At 58.7% G+C, this 16,160-nt stretch carries 8 protein-coding genes and 1 pseudogene; 1 reads left to right on the plus strand and 8 read right to left on the minus strand.

What is annotated here, in order from left to right; genetic code table 11:
* Positions 1-133: 133 nt before the first annotated feature.
* Positions 134-664 (plus strand): annotated as a pseudogene (locus ACLRGG_RS12400) (alpha/beta hydrolase); the annotation flags it as partial.
* A 56-nt stretch (positions 665-720) separates the two neighbouring features.
* Here the strand turns inward: ACLRGG_RS12400 and ACLRGG_RS12405 are convergent.
* The 8 genes from ACLRGG_RS12405 to bcsA all read right to left on the minus strand — a co-directional run bounded on the left by ACLRGG_RS12405 (position 721) and on the right by bcsA (position 16,134).
* A complete protein-coding gene (locus ACLRGG_RS12405) occupies positions 721-2,217 on the minus strand; it encodes a M16 family metallopeptidase (protein ID WP_416250053.1) in 1,497 nt (498 codons plus the stop codon).
* Positions 2,218-2,462: 245 nt separating this feature from the next.
* Positions 2,463-3,749 carry a dicarboxylate/amino acid:cation symporter gene (locus ACLRGG_RS12410; protein ID WP_416250054.1) on the minus strand — a complete coding sequence of 429 codons (1,287 nt, stop codon included), beginning with the start codon at positions 3,747-3,749 and terminating at the stop codon, positions 2,463-2,465.
* Positions 3,750-4,046: 297 nt separating this feature from the next.
* The gene (hmsP, locus tag ACLRGG_RS12415; RefSeq protein WP_416250055.1) at positions 4,047-6,041 is read right to left on the minus strand and encodes a biofilm formation regulator HmsP; all 1,995 of its coding nucleotides are present in this window, start codon (positions 6,039-6,041) and stop codon (positions 4,047-4,049) included.
* A 140-nt stretch (positions 6,042-6,181) separates the two neighbouring features.
* A complete protein-coding gene (locus ACLRGG_RS12420; RefSeq protein ID WP_416250056.1) occupies positions 6,182-7,180 on the minus strand; it encodes a family 8 glycosyl hydrolase in 999 nt (332 codons plus the stop codon).
* Positions 7,181-7,191: 11 nt separating this feature from the next.
* Positions 7,192-7,659, minus strand: coding sequence for a cellulose biosynthesis protein BcsD (gene bcsD, locus ACLRGG_RS12425; RefSeq protein WP_416250057.1), 468 nt, complete (start codon positions 7,657-7,659; stop codon positions 7,192-7,194).
* A 2-nt stretch (positions 7,660-7,661) separates the two neighbouring features.
* Entirely contained in the window at positions 7,662-11,465 is a 3,804-nt protein-coding gene (locus ACLRGG_RS12430; protein WP_416250116.1) for a cellulose biosynthesis protein BcsC, read from the minus strand.
* A gap of 8 nt (positions 11,466-11,473) precedes the next feature.
* Complete coding sequence (gene bcsB, locus ACLRGG_RS12435) at positions 11,474-14,035, minus strand: cellulose biosynthesis cyclic di-GMP-binding regulatory protein BcsB (RefSeq protein ID WP_416250058.1); 2,562 nt, start codon at positions 14,033-14,035, stop codon at positions 11,474-11,476.
* The gene (bcsA, locus tag ACLRGG_RS12440; RefSeq protein ID WP_416250059.1) at positions 14,032-16,134 is read right to left on the minus strand and encodes a UDP-forming cellulose synthase catalytic subunit; all 2,103 of its coding nucleotides are present in this window, start codon (positions 16,132-16,134) and stop codon (positions 14,032-14,034) included. The genes bcsB and bcsA overlap by 4 nt, the downstream gene beginning before the upstream one ends.
* Between the last annotated feature and the right edge of the window lie 26 nt (positions 16,135-16,160).

A 16,160-nucleotide genomic window follows, 5' to 3' on the forward strand; every position in this document is an offset into this window, starting at 1 on the left:
TCAGCCATTCGATATTACCTGCTGCCCCGTTTTTCTTCGCGGTTCACCCTTATAATATAAATCAGGAGCGCCATGAGAACTGAAATCATTAATATCTGGCCGCAGGGTGATGCACCCGGCGCCAGCGATTCCCGGGCGCGCCGTCAGGGTGCTGCGGCATCGGGCGGCTCGCGGTCTTAACGGTAAGCGTATTGTAATGATGGGTTTTTCCGCTGGGGGCTATGTCGCCGCCAGCACAGGGACACGCTTTAGCGAAAAACTCTATCCAGTACAGGATATTGCCGATTCGCTGGCGGCGAGGCCTGACGCGCTGGTGCTGGTTTATCCGGTGATCAGTATGCGTGAGGGGCTGGCACATAAAGGTTCGCGGCTGAGGCTCCTCGGCGAGCACCCCACCCAGCGTGAAATCGAGGCTTATTCCCTGGAGACGCGCGTCACGGAGAAAACGCCACAAACGCTGCTGATCCACGCGGTTAACGACGAATCGGTGCCGGTCAATAACAGCATGGTGATGTTCAGTGCGCTGCGTGAACACCACGTCGCCAGCGAACTGCATTTTTATGAACAAGGCGGGCACGGCTTCGGCATCCGTAACGTTGCCGATCTGCCGCTGGCCAGCTGGCCGATGCTGGTGAACGAATGGCTGCGCGCGCGAAGCTGGTAAGGGGCGGCTGAACCGCAGCCAACGTAATCAGGGCGGCCAGCCGCCGCCCTTAAGCCTCAGTTCTGCGCGGGAGGAATATCGGAAACCGCGGGACGGTTATCATCCATGCCGGCCGATGGCGTCGCCTGCATCGGGGTCATGATTTTATGCCAAATATCCTGTAGCCCGGCAACGTTAGTTTCCACTTCTCCCTGGGGCTGCATCAGCACCAGGGTCGGTTCCTGTGAAAGCTGCTGGCGCAGCTCCTGATTCATCATTGACAGCGTCAGCCCCGACAGAAAGCTCTGACGCAGCTTCTGATACTGCTCAGGCGCAATATCTACCACCGCATTCTGCTGCGAGCGCAGACGCTGATTAATCAGCACATCGGTACCGGTTCGCGCATAGGTGGCAAACAGCTTATTCAACTCCGCCGTCTTCTGCGCCATCAGCGCATCAAACTCCTCCTGCGGCAGACCATTGTCACGCATATTCGCCATCTCATGAGCAATCAGGGTCAGGTTACTTCCCAGCGCGGCGTTGTCCGTCTCCATATTAATAGCGCACTGGGCGCGCTGATAGAGAACACGGCAGTCAAAACCGACCTGGGCTTTTTGCGCTTTGTTGTCGGCCAGTATCTTCTGCACATGCCAGAAAAGCGCCTCGCGAGCGAGGTCGCTCTGCCAGTAGCGCAGTAAATTCTGCGAGTCCCTGATTGGCTGCCAGGCGGTATCCCACACCAGCGACAGGCGATCCTGGCCGAGGGTATTATTACCCACCAGGTTGATCGGCTTCTGCGCCAGGGGAGAGAGCGTGGGCATCGGTGAAGGCACATCACGCTTGCCGCTGAGTGGGGAGAAGGTTTTGCCGATCTGCTCGACCAGGGCGCGGCTGTCGACGTTGCCCACCACCAGCAGCGTCATCGCATCCGGCGTATACCACTGCTTGTAAAAGGCGTTGAGTTTATCGGGATCGACCGGCGTACGCGCTTCCGCTGAGGGATCGTGACCCAGCAGCACCGATCCTTTCAGGCGGTAGCGCCACCAGGGATCGCGCGGATCGGAGGGCCAGCTGGTCCCGGGATCGTCGGCCTGGAGGGCGGTGTTCACCGTCTGCTCGTTAATCGTCATATTTCCCCCGGTTGCCGCCAGCCAGTTCATGGCTTCTTTCAGCAGCTCCGGCCGGTTATTCGGCAGGCTCAGGGAGTAGATCGTGAAATCATAAGACGTGACGGCGGGCGGTTGAGGATGTTCAGAATCAATGGCCTGCTGCCAGAGCGCACGCTGCTGGGCAGGATCGAGCTTCGCATTATGCACAAGGGCAAGACGCGGAAGTAAATGGCTGAAGCCAGCCTGATCGGTATTTTCAACCAGCGATCCGGTATTAACGATCAAACGCACTTCGATGCGGTCACTGGGCCGCTGCGGCGTGGTCAGAACCTGCCAGCTAAACCCGTTATCAAGCTTTCCCTGCTGCCAGGCAGGATCGGGCTGGAGTGTTTCAGCCTGCGCAGTGATGCTGGCGACGGCCAGCAGTATCCCGCCAACCAAAAGACGAATTCTGGTGCCCTGCATGTGAACCCCTAATCAATCACAAACCCAAAAATGACTAACAATCGGCGGCCTGTGGTTATCACAAGAATGGATAACTCTGTAAAACCGCTGTTTTTTAAACGAAGCAGCTTTTAGACCGCGACCAGGCGAGGATGTCGCACTTTTGAGTGAAAAATCTTAAAAAGATATGCAGGTTATTATGCAAATGCCCGCTGCGAGGGCAAGTCGCGACGGGCATTTTGGGGAATATTTAATGATTTAGCGATTTAAAGCGTGGTTTCCGGCAGCTTCTTCCCCTTTTTAGGGGCGGTTAACGTGGCTTTAAGCTGTTGCTCATCCAGCTGTCCGACCCATTTTGCCACCACCAGGGTTGCCACGCCGTTGCCAACGAGGTTGGTTAACGCGCGCGCTTCCGACATAAAACGGTCAATACCCAGAATCAGCGCCAGCCCCGCTACCGGCAGATGCCCGACGGCTGAGAGCGTGGCTGCCAGCACGATAAACCCGCTGCCGGTCACCCCTGCGGCCCCTTTGGATGAGAGCAGCAGCACCACCAGCAGCGTGATCTGATGCATGATATCCATATGCGCGTTGGTTGCCTGAGCAATAAACACCGCTGCCATCGTCAGATAAATTGAGGTACCGTCGAGGTTAAACGAGTAGCCCGTTGGAATGACCAGCCCGACGACCGACTTCTTACAGCCCAGCTTTTCCATTTTATCCAGCATGCGCGGCAGCGCGGATTCAGAAGAGGAGGTGCCCAGTACGATCAGCAGCTCCTCTTTGATGTAGGCAATGAATTTGAAGATATTGAAGCCGACCGCGCGGGCAATCAGCCCCAGCACCACCACCACAAACAGAATGCATGTCAGGTAGAAGCAGAGGATTAGCTGGCCCAGCTGCACCAGCGAACCGACGCCATATTTCCCGATGGTAAAGGCCATCGCGCCGAAAGCGCCAATCGGGGCCAGGCGCATGATCATATTGATAATGCCGAAGATTGCCTGGGAAAATCCCTCAATAAAGTTAAAGACCAGCGTGCCTTTGTCGCCCATGCGGTGCAGGGCAAAGCCAAACAGAATGGCAAACAGCAGCACCTGGAGGATGTTGCCGCTGGCGAAGGCCCCGATAACGCTGCCCGGGATGATATCCATCAGGAAGGCGACAACACCCTGCTGCTCGGCCTGCTGCGCGTAGACGGCAACCGCTTTGGCATCCAGCGTCGCGGGGTCTACGTTCATCCCCGCACCGGGCTGCAAAACGTTTACCACCACCAGCCCGATCAGCAGCGCAATGGTGCTGACCACTTCAAAGTAGAGCAGCGCCACGGCACCGGTACGGCCTACGGCCTTCATGCTTTCCATGCCGGCGATGCCGGTAACCACGGTGCAGAAGATCACCGGGGCAATAATCATTTTAATCAGTTTGACGAAGCCGTCTCCCAACGGCTTCATCTGGGCACCCAGCTCGGGGTAGAAGTGCCCCAACAGCACGCCGATGGCGATCGCCGTTAATACCTGGAAATAAAGGCTCTTAAACAGAGAAGTTTTCATAAGAATATCCGTTAACGGCAGGTGGCAGCGGGTTAAATCGCTTTCGTTATAATCACAATGCTCTGCGAAAATAACACCCTGTTAACGGGATTGATATAAGTTGACACAATTTGCCGCCGCTCTGAATGCCATAATTTGAGCTGCATCACGTATGCAAAGACGAGAGTCCTTTTCTGCCCGCGGCGGGCACGCGGAGAGGATTGAAAGAGGCGTCAGCCAGCATGGCGTCAAATCTGTCACTGAGGCTCAGTCTCACCCTGCCCAGCGGATAATTTCCCCCGCAGGCAGGGAGTGAACTTACCCTGCCAGATAGCGCTCGGTAAACACCGCCACCGGCAGCGCTTCTGAATAGAGATAGCCCTGACCGATATGAATACCGCGCGCCAGCAGCCAGTCGCGCTGCGCGCTGGTTTCGACGCCCTCGGCAATCACCTCAAGCTTAATGATGCTGGCGATAGCCGCCACGATCCGCACCATGGTGTCGTCCTGTGGCAGCGCACAGACAAAGCTGCGATCCATTTTGAGCTTGCTGATTGGCACCGATTTAAACTGACTCAGCCAGTTGAGATTGGCGTAGCCCATGCCAAAGTCATCCAGCGCGACCCGGATCCCCACCTGCTGTAGCTCGCTGAGCAGCCGCAGCGCCAGCGCGGGTTCGCCTATCTGCGCCGTTTCGGTAATTTCCAGCATCAGGCTACCGGCATGGATCCGATGACGCTGGATAAGCCCCTGTAGATGCGCCACCATATCGCGCTCGCGCAGCTGAGTGGCGGAGATATTTACGCTCAGCGGCAGGTTGATACCGCGCTTCTGCCAGGCGGCAAGTACCCGGCAGGACTCTTCAAGCACCCAGCGGCCCAGCGCACCAATCACGCCTATCTCTTCCGCATTGACGATCAGCTCTTCAGGCAGCGACCAGCTGCCGTCCGGCTGGCGCATGCGCAGCAGCGCTTCTGCGCCGACCACCGCGCCGCTGCGCATATCGATCTGCGGCTGAAGATAGAGGGCGAACTGCCCCTCGTTCAGCCCCTGCAAAATATCATGCTCCTGCGTCAGACGCTTATGCGCCCGCTCGGTCATCTTCGGCTCGAAAAACAGGATCTGGTTTTTTCCCTGATGTCGGGCTGATATCATCGCCGATGCGGCACGGCTGAGGAAATCCTGAGCGGTGAGCGGTGTTTCCGCCCGCAGGGTCATGCCGACGCTGATGTTTGGGCGCAGGGAGAGGTGCTGGATCGCCACCGGCTGGTTCAGCCGCATCAGCAGCAGTCGCGCCAGCCGAATCGCCCGGAAGGGGTTGTTCGCCCGCTTAGCTAACAGGACAAAATCACTCAGTGAAAGCTGCCCCAGCACCGTCTGCTCATCAATGCACTGACGCATTTTCTCCAGCAGCGTCAGCAACAGCGCATCCCGCTGTTCGTCCGTGACCACACCGTTCGCGTCCTGAAGCGTTTCTATCCGCACCACGACAACCGTAAAGACCTCATCATCGGCGACGGATTGCAGATGCTCTTCAAGTAGCGCAAGGAACAGCGCCTTGTTAGGCAGGTTAGTCAGGGCAAATCGCGTTGTCTGCCTGCTCATCTCAGAGTGCGCTGAGGCCGTAACCTGCTGATTATAGTTATAGCTGCGGATAAGCATCCCCAGCTCGTCGCCGCGATGGCGGGAGGGCAGCGTTAACCGATGGGCGAGAACATCCTGGGCGGGTAGCTCATGCAGTTCGTTGGCTATCCGGCGCAGCGGCCGAACCATCAGCTTATTGATGCACCAGCTCAGGGCGACAGAAAGCGTCAGCGCCAGCAGCAAATAGGTGGTTACCAGCGTTGAGAGCGCGCTGAGGATAAACTGATAGACGCGCCAGGAGTCGGCGCGCAGCCGGAGCAGCGCCAGCGGTTTTGGGTTCGCGGGCTCGACGGAGTAGAGCGGCACGGTTATCTGCACCGGCAGTTCAAAAAGTTTTGCGATAAGAGGAGGGACCGGTTTTTCCGCGGCAAAATCGGTATGCAGCACGTGCAGGCCGTTGGGTAACACCACTTCCGCGCGGGCCAGTACCCCCGCCGGCTTCAGTGAATCAAGAATGACGCCGGCCTGACCGATATCCGCCTTAAGCACCGCCTGCGACAGCGGCTGGCGAACGGTGTGGGCAATATTTTCCATCTGCTGGGCATAGTCCACCCTGCGCTGCTGCACAAAATGGAAAAGCTGAATGACGATAAAAATCGAGATGGTGACGACCGAGACGCCCGATACCGTCGCCATCTGTTTTATCGTTAATGACCGACTGACGCGCAAGCCTGTTCTCCGACATCCTGAATGCCGCCCCGGACGGGCGGTAAAAACTGCCCTGAGTATATCGTATGACGGCCGCTTGTTAAGTTCTCCCTGTCCTCATCCGGCGGATTAGGTGTTTTCCGAGGAAAATGGCGGGCGACTCAGCGATCTTTCATCGCCAGCCAGGCAAGCAGATGCAGGCTTGAAGAGTAATAATCTTCGCTGTCATCCAGCCGATCGCTGATATTACCCGTCTCGTTCAGCGTCAGGTCCCGTACCGCCAGCAGGCCACCTGCCATGACGTAGGGTGCCCGGCTGTTGCTCATTACGTCAATCCATGCCGGGGTTTGCAGGCGGGAAAAGTTCATCCAGAAGCGCTGGAACGGCACCAGCTGGAGGCTTTGCGGATCGTACCAGTACAGATACAGTGGAATGCGAATGGCATCATAGCTAAAGCGCGGCGGCCAGTCCGTTGCCGGGGCGAGCGTACCATCAGCGTTTAGCGCCACCCAGTCTACGGGCAGGTCAGTCTCACCAAAGCGCATTTTAGCCAGCAGGCTCATGCCGCTGTCGATCAGATTGTCCCACACTTTCAGGTGGCTGCGGCTGGCAAAGTCACGCCAGGCCGGAAACAGAAAATAGGAGGGATTGAGCACCACATAGCTGGTTTTATTGAAGCCCTGCGAGCCGGGCAGCATGACCGTATAGCCGCCGAAGGCGATCACATTATGGCTGATAATGGCGCGCTGGATCTGGTCCGAAGCGTCCAGATAAACCTGGCTATGCCACTTTTTCCCGGCCTTAAGCAGTGCCCAGGCGATTAGCACGTCGCCATCCGAGGCGTTATTCGTATCCGCAATGGGTTTGGCCGAATCTGGCGTATATTTCCAGTAAAACAGCCCATTCTGCGGATTTTTCAGATGCTGCTGGGTCCAGCGCCACAGGCCGTCGAAGCTGCTGCGATCGTTGTACCACACCGCCATCAGCATGGCATATCCCTGCCCCTCCGTATGGCTGACGTTGTTGTTTCCTGTGTCCTGTATGCGCCCGTCGCTGGTCATAAAGCGCGTTTTAAAGGTACTCCAGCCGTCGGCCGCACTGGCCTGCGCACACCCGAGGGCCAGCATCAGCAGAATCATGCTCGTTCTTAACAGCTTCATTATTATCACCTTCAGCGCTGGTAGCGAAAATTAAGCGTGGCGTCGGCATCCGTCGCTTCGCATACCATCGGCACTGCCGGAGAACCGCCCTGTTCCTGTAACCAGCGGCCATATAGCCCGGTGAGTACCGCACCCAGCGCCTGTTGCCACTGGCACGCATCAAACTGGTCATCGCCCGGCGGCAGCGCCCTGTGACAAATCACCATCGCGGTCTCACGCGGCTCAACCTCAACGAAGCCCCAGTTAAAGCGGGCCAGCACCTGGTTAATCTGCTGCTCCAAATCCGCCACGGTCAGCGCAGTGCTCAGTGGATAGCGGGTGGCCAGGTTGTCTCCCATTTGCAGCAGAAAGGCATGACTTTCACGTTCGCCAGCATTACGCAGCATGCCGTTAATAATCACGCTCAGCAGATCAAACCAGCCCGGCTGATACTGCTGCTGCCGGTAGTAATCCAGGGTGCGGTCGGTCGGTTCACTCATGCTTATTTTTCCCCGAGCATATAGCGGAAATAGAGTTGGGCAGTGCTTTCGTTATAGTTACCGAAGGTGTCATAGCCGAGCTGGCCACCGATAGTCACGTCTTTATTGACCTTATAATCTGCACCAGCGTGAAGATTATAGCCGATGCCGTTTTTGCTGCTGCCCTCGTACCAGGCCTCGGTGGCGTAACCGGCGTTGGCGTAGTTTTCAAGTTCGGCCTGTTTTGCCGAATCGGTTGGGAAATAGGCGCTGCGATCCTCAGAGTAGGACTGGTAGCCCACCGAGCCGCCTATTCTGACTTTCATATCCGCGTAGTTTTTGCTCCAGTCCACCGGGAAGGATACCGCCACAAAGTCCTGCGGGCTAAAGTAACCGCCCTGTCCGTAGCTGTAGTAGCTGAGGTTTTTTGAGAAGTCCATCCAGCTCATGCTGATACCGGTTTTCAGCTCGCTGCTGTCGTCGTGGAAGGGTCTGACGTAAGCGCCCGCCTGACCCAGAATGCTCTGGTTGCTCTCAACGTTTTCACCCAGATAGCTGTAGCCCCCGGCACCGACATAAAATCCGGCATCGCCGTTATCATAGCTCAGCAGCGCGTTACCGCCGTTTTTAGTGACCCTGCCCCAGCGCTTGCCGCTCAGCTTGTCCCCGACGCCCACGTAGGAGAGCAGGCTGTCGGTGACCGCGCGGCGTTCGCCGGTCAGGATCAGCGTCAGGTAATCGGTCAGTTTAGGTGACCACTGAATACCGCCCACCAGCGTACTCAGATCCTGCCCCAGCGGCGTGGAGCCGAGATCGATTTTGAAATTATCGTTGGTCAGCCCCAGGTTTACCTCGACGCCAGACGCGTTCTGCGAACCGGGTGAATCCAGATTCACGGTGCCCGGTGCAACGTTGTTTTGCGCCGCAATACGGCCCTGCTCCAGCGCCCCGGTGCCGAAGCGCGCCACCGAGGTGCCCGACGCGCTGCCCGCGCTCAGCGTCACCGGCGTCAGGGTGAAGTCGAAGCGCGTATCCCCGTAGGGCACCGTAGACCAGGTGAGTGGCGCTTTCGCTTCGGTCAGCTTGCTCAATCCGGATTCGCCGTCGCGACCCCGCACCTGCATACCGCCCTGTATCCAGCTGCCGGTTCGCGTCTCCAGGTCATCAATCAGGGTATCCACCTGATGCAGCGTTTGATCCTGTGGAGAAGACGCCACGTCCGCCGTCTGCGCGGCCGCAGCGTCGTTTGCCGGGGCCTGCTGCCACGGCATCACCGTGCCATAGGTGGAAGGCGAGCGGCGCGGGGATGACGTGGTGCTGCGGTCAATAAAGGGATTATCCGCCAGCGCCATACCGCCAATCACCGGCGTGGTGCCGGTTTCTGCACCCTGCAGGCCGGTCAGCTTGCCGCGCGCGGTACGCAGATAAGCCAGCGCCTGCTGGTGATCGCCATCGGCTTCCGCCACGCGCGCCATCAGCAGCAGGCGATCCGGCGTCTGCTCGCCGTGCAGGCCACCAATCAGCCTCTTCGCTTTCGGCAGATCGTGGCTGGTCAGCGCCACGTTGATCGCGCCCACACGCGCATCCTGGGCCGGCGTATCCCGGGTCATCAGATAGTCATAAACCACGCCCGCTTCTTTATTCATCTTGCCGGACTGGTAGAGACGTCCCATTGCAAACATCAGATCGACATTTTGCGGGTCGTGCTGCAGCGCACCTATCAGCTTATCGTAGGCGGCTGCGTACTGCCCCTGATTACGCAGGCGATCGGCCTCATTGATAAGATAGCCATTCTGAATACTGGCAAGCTGGGTGGGCGTGCTGCGCGACTGGAGTTCCGGGTTGCCGAGGAAACGTCCGGCTTCTTCCGTCAGCCCTGCCTGATTCAGCACCGCCACCTGTGCGGCGTAATCCCCCGCGTTGCCCTGCACGCCGCGCTGCATGTTGTTGCGCACCACAGCGATCGCCGTAGTCAGATCCCCGGCAGCGGCCAGCCCCTGCGCCAGATTGCCGGCATCGACCGGGCTTTCCGGCGGGTTGACCGCCAGCGCTTTGAGCGTATTGGCGGCAGCAACATTGGCTCCCTGCGCCAGATACTGCCGGGCAACCGCCATTTGCAGATTGAAATTCACCCGCCGGGAGAGCAAACGGGTTTCGCGGGTCTGCGCACGGGTAGGCAGGCGCGACAGCAGCGACTGTGCCTGCTGCCAGGCACCGTTTTCACTGGCAAACAGCGCACCGGCATAAATATCGCTATCGCTGGCGCCGGAGCGGAACGAAGACTGCATCACGCCAGAGGCCAGCGCCGTATTCCCCTGCTGCTGATAAATTCGCGCCAGGTCGAGGCGCAGCCAGGCGTCGGCCGGAAAGCGCGCGATACCCTGCTGAAGGAGGGTAATCGCCTGCTGAGGGTTTCCCGCCGCCAGGGCCTGCTTCGCCTGACGACGAACAGGATCGCTGGTGGCGCCGGAATGCGGCGTCACGCTGGCACGAACGCTGTCCGGCAGCGACGCCAGCAGCGTACTGGCTTCCGCGCTGCGGTTCTGTTGGCGCAGCACGTAAAACAGCCCCTCCTTCGCCGGGCGGTTATCGGCATCGCTTTGCAGCACCGCACGGTAGGTCTGCTCTGCCGCCACAGGCTGGTTGCTGCGGCGCTGTACGTCGGCGCGGAATAGCTTCGCCGCGATGCCCTTCGCCCCCTCGGCCTGGGCCAGGGGTTCACTCAGGCTCAGCGCCCGATCGCTGTTACCCTCCTTCATCGCCTGCTGAGCCTGCGCCAGCTGAGCGTAGAAACGGGCATCGTCCGCCTGCTGCTGTCGCTGCTGGCTACTGTCTCCCCCCTGCTTAGCCGCGCGCTCGAGGTAATCTGCCGCTGCCGCATAGTTGCCGCTGCGCTGGGCGACATAGCCCAGCCCCGCCAGCGCATCGGCATCCTGCGGATTAGCTTGCAGTACGCGGTTGAAATCACTCTGCGCCTCGGTGACGTTACCGCTGTTCAGCGCGCTAAAGCCCTCGCCTTTTTCGGCACCTCCCGCGTCATTACGGAAGTGGTCGGCGACCGCGCGATCCTGCGGATGACGCTGCTGATAGTGCTGATAGAGCGCCGAATCCTCCGGCTGTGGGCCGAGCCACAGCAGCGCCTGACGCAGCGAACGATCCGCATCAGCATTGCCGTCAGCCATGCCTTCCAGCAGCTGAAGGCCTTCGCGCCGGGTCGACTCCTGGTAGGTCAGGGCCTTACCCAGCGCCAGTTTCGCACCGGTATCCTGGGGGTGCTGAGCCGCAAACTGGCGCAGGTGATCCACCGCCTGGGGCAGCAGCGTGCGGTCGCCGGCCATGGTCAGATAATACTCGGCGGCCACGCTGGCGGGGGGTTCGCTACCGCTAAAGGTGTTACGCCAGGTTTGTAACGACGCGGCGATATTGCCGCTGCGCGCCTGCTGGCGGGCCAGTGTCAGCTCAGCCGCCGGTATAGCCCGTAGCTGGCGTGCGCTATCCAGCTCGGCCAGCCGGGCATCCTGCGGTGAGAGCTGGCTAAGACGCGCACGCCACGTCGCCGCGGCGGCTTCATCGCCGCTCTGCTGCGCCCAGAGTGCCATTAAATAGATTGCCTGGCTGTTAGTCGCATCCACCATGAGGACTTTGTTCAGCGCATCGCGCGCCAGCTCGTCATGGGCTTTCTGATGCCAGTAGTTGGCCTGGTCGAAAAGCGCCTGGATGGCCGGATTCACCTCAGCGGCCAGTGCGGGAAAAACCAGCGCAGAAGCCGCCAGGGTAAGGCCAGGCACCCAGCGCTGGCACAGGGCGGAGAGCGTTTTTATTTTCATCATCGTCTTCACTTCTTCTCGCCAGAGGAGCGAGCGTCATGCTGTGGATTCAGGCGTTTCCAGGCGTGACGCCTGAGCAGTGCGCAGGTGCTGAGCCCCACCGCCACAGAGAATAGCAGCGCCAGTACCGCCAGTACGACCGCGTGCTGACTGGCATACCATACGACCATCATGTACCACGGCATCTGACCGCTCGGAAACTGTGGCCCAACGCGAAAGCTGCGGATGCCGTTTTCATCGGTGATGATTGCCGTATCGCCCCGTATACCGGCGTTAATGCGCGGCAGGGTCAGATCTTCGTGCAGCCGGGCAAGCTGGGTATCATTCGTTGCCACCGTCATTACCACCAGCCGCGTGCTATTCCAGGGTGAGCGATAGCTAATAAATCCGCGCCAGGCATCATTTGAGGAGAGATAGCGATCGGCATCAACCGCCTGACCGAACCAGTCACCGCTCAGCCAGCTGCGCAGGTTATCCAGCAGCCCAGGTTCTGCTACCCCCAGCTGGCGCCCGTTTATCCTGTAGCGCGTTCCTTCCAGCATGGACTGGTTGAAGTCCGTTTGCGTCAGGGTCGATACCGCCAGCACGTCGCTGTTATGCAGCCGTTCATCACGCTGATCGTCCTTTGGCAAGCCGAACATCACCACATTATTGTTCAGCGCCACGCCGGTTGCATTCCCCGAACGTCCGGCCATGTTCAGCAGGGTGCTGATTTCCGCGTTGCCGGGGGCCGGAGGGAGCATCAGTACGGTCTGTGAATAGTCGGCAAAGCGGCTAAACGGGAAGGATGCGCCGACAAAATAGGAGAGATTAGGCAGCAGGGTAAAGTGACGGGTGTGGCTCAGATCGATATAAGCGTCATCCTCAATCTGGCTTTTAATGTTATTACTGGTCAATACGCTACAGGGCGCCGAGGCCTTAGGCGCGATGTTGAAGTAAAACTGCAGCTGATTGTCGCCGTAAATCAGATAGGGATCGAGTTTAAGGGTATATTTCTCCAGCCGCGCATCGCCGCCCAGGCGGCGCCAGATATTTTCCAGCAGGCCGACTTTGTTTACGGTCAGGCTGCGCAGAAAGGTGTCGTTCAGGCTGACGTTAAGCCACGACTTATCCTCGTCAATCCAGCTTTCTGACGGAAAACGGTAGTTCACCTGGATCGGCAACGTATCGCCATCCCAGAGGAACAGGTCAGGCGCAGCGCGAAAATTAACCCGCAGCGCGTCGTGTCCTATGCCGGTAGTGGTGAGGCTTTGATCTTTACGCAGTAGCTCACCGAGGCGAACCGGCCGATCGGTTCTGATCCAGCGCGGGGCGTCCCAGGCTTTGCGCAGCGGCAGATTTTGCGCCCTGACGGCCAGCGTCGGAGCATCCGTATCCAGCGGCTGCGTCAGTCGCCAGGCGGCCTGGCGCAGCGCCTCATCGCTGTCGCCGATCACCAGCATCAGCTTATAAACCGGGTTAAGCGGGTTATCGACCATCTGTAGCGTGGGGCCAGAGACGCGGGGAACGACCAGACCGCCAATGACTTCGCCGGGGTGGGCAAAAACAACGCCGTTTTTTTCCGGCAGATCGTTACGAATGACCGGAAAGTCGATACCGCGATAATCGGTTTGTATACCAAGCCAGGAAGCGACAGTGGCCGCTGCGCTAACCTCCCCGGGGGTAATCTGCTGGCCGAAGATCATTGAAACGCTGGAGGGCGTCATGCGCAGCGGATCGATAAATGGACGGGGGAAGTTGCTCAGCCTGTTGCCGATATTCAGCTGCTGCCCGTCCAGCGACAGCGTCGAATCTGGCAGGATAGTGAGCTGGTAAAGGCTGGCGCTGTCGCGTTCGCACAGCAGCTGGTCGGCCTCATTGATTTTGAAGCTCAGGTTATTGCTGGAAACCACCATCGCCGCTGGAATATCCAGCTGATAATCCTCGCTGGCGCTGTCTGAGGCGCTCAACGGCAGCGTGCCCAGCGGCTGACCATTCAACATCAGCTGAAGCGAGGTGTTGCGGGCGGCCAACGCGGGCGACACCCTGAGCGAAAGATTCAGTCGCGCATTCGTCACCACTTCATCCGCTGGCAGCGTGAAGACAATACCGGACTGTAGCTGCCTGCCGGTCAGCAACATCCCACCGGGCTGGCCCATCTGTCCGACCGTCACGGTGGTGGAGAGCGGCTGGTTGGTCATCAGGCTGGTGGCGGCCGGCGCGGCGGAAACCACGGGCGGCAGCGGCGGCAGCCCAGTGGGTAGCGAAGAAGGACTCTCCTGCGCGGAGGGCTGCGCGCTGTCGGCCGGTGTCGCACCCACTGGCGCCGCCTGGGCTGGGCCGTCGGCCTGCGAGGACTGCGAAGATTGCGTGGCCTGCAAGCCCTGCGAAGATTGCAAGGCCTGCAAGCCCTGCGAGGCCTGCGAAGATTGCGAGTCCTGCGAGGCCTTCGCTGCCAAAGTACTGACGTCGGCAGGCGGAGGTATGTTTGACAGCGCCCCGCTGTCCTGCGTGACGCCGTCAGGCGCCGCCCATACGCTGTTCAGGGTCAACAGGCCCCCAACGCAGAGTGCAGATATCAGTCGCTTCATGCTACGCCATCCTCTTCAGCCTTAGCGGCCGGACGTTGATCTTTATTGCGTCGATCTTTCCAGGTCAGCCAGAACAGTTCGAATACGGTACGAATGATGGTCAGCAGCGAACGCAGCGGCTTATCTTTTGGCCCCTCGGGCCTAATCCAGGCATCCGCGCGGGAAAGCACCACGCGTACCAGTTCACGGCGGCGTGAAAGAGGTATTTCATCAAACTGCAGGCGAATAACGTCCTTCTCTGCGCCGATAATTCCCACCGGGATAGAGATTGCGCCGGACTGTAGCATCAGATCTATCGCTTCAATCGCGTCACTTTCATGACGGCTGTCCGGGGCGATAACCTGCGCCCCGCCCATCGACAGATTGACCGTCTTGCTGCGCGAACTGATGCCGCTGGCGTAGTGGAGTATCACCGGTAACGTGACCGCAACGCGGATGGTTTTACGCGTCTGCTTAGTTTCACGGGCGACGGCAATGGCCGCCATCAGAATAATCAGGCTGAATATTGCCCAGCCGACGTTTAACGCGATAACCCAGGGATCGACGCCGAAATAGTCATGGGCGACGGCGCGAACCACGCCATAAACCACGCCGATAAACAGCAGGGCGGCGCAGATAACGTGCGGACGCACAATGTTGAAATCGAAGAAGCCCACGTCGAGCAATCCACCCTTATCCGTCACGTTAAATTTGCCATGCTTCGGCGAAATCATCGTAAGCAGGGTAGGGATAATCAGGTGGAACGCCATCACCGTTTCGTAAATTTCACCCCAGAAGGTGGCGCGGAAGCGGCCATTCATGCGTGAGTTTACGTAGAGTGACATAAACAGGTGCGGCAGCACGTAAGCAAAAATAAGGCTGGCCGAAGAGTGAATAATATTGAGGTTAAACAGCAGGTAAGCCAGCGGCGCTGTAAGAAAGATCACGCGCGGCAGGCCAAACTGAAAGTGCAACATGGCATTGAGATAGCACAGCCGCTGCTGCCACTTCAGGCCGCGTCCCAGCAGCGGGTTATCCACGCGAAAAATCTGCGTCATGCCGCGCGCCCAGCGGGTACGCTGCACCACATGCAGACCCAGACGCTCGGTCGCCAGGCCCGCCGCCAGCGGCAGCGCAAGAAATGCTGACTTCCAGCCCCGGCGCTGCATCTTCAGCGCCGTATGGGCGTCTTCGGTTACCGTCTCAGTCGCAAAGCCACCGATCTCTTCCAGTGCTGAACGGCGGATCACCGCGCAGGAGCCGCAGAAAAAGGTGGCATTCCAGTTATCGTTACCCTGCTGCACCGGACCGTAAAAGAGCGCGCCTTCATTAGGAATTTCACGCGCCGCTTTCAGATTGCGTTCAAAAGGATCGGGCGAATAGAAGTAGTGCGGCGTTTGCAGCAGCGCCAGCCTGGGGTCTTTCAGAAAGGGCGCGACGGTCGCCTGCAGGAAAGCGCGGGTCGCCACGTGATCGCAGTCGAAAACGGTGATCAGTTCGCCTTTAGTGATGCGCATCGCATGGTTAAGGTTGCCAGCCTTGGCATGGCGGTTATCATCGCGGGTGATATAACCGACGCCCGCGTCGGCGGCGAAAACCGCGAATTCACTGCGTTTGCCGTCATCCAGCAGGTAAATTTTAATTTTATCGCGCGGATAATCAATGCACTGCGCGGCCAGCACGGTATCCCGCACCACGTCGAGACTTTCGTTGTAGCTGGGAACATAGATATCTACCGTTGGCCACAGGCGAATATCATCAGGCATGGGCTCAATGGTTCGCTTTAGCGGCCATGATGTTTGCAGGTAGCCCAGTATGAGGATCAGCCAGACATACAGCTCGGCAATAAATAAACCAATTCCCAGAATGGCTTCCACTTCCGAATTAAACGCCAGCGTCTGCGTCGCCCGCCAGTATATATAGCGCGTGGACATCAGGGCAGAAAGAAACACCATGACCATAGAGACATTGCGGCTTTTACTGAAGCCCAGTATTAATAAAAGTGCGATACCGATCAGGCCAAAAATATATTGCTTCTGGCTGTCCATAGGCGTGATCACAATCACTGCGGCCAGGGGAAATAACAGCAGCAGCAGAAGGTAGTACAGGACTTTTTTCATAAGTCATCCTGGAAACGAAACTATTA

Source organism: Erwinia sp. PPS120 (assembly GCF_047918655.1).
Classification (GTDB): Bacteria; Pseudomonadota; Gammaproteobacteria; order Enterobacterales; family Enterobacteriaceae; genus Erwinia; species Erwinia tasmaniensis_A.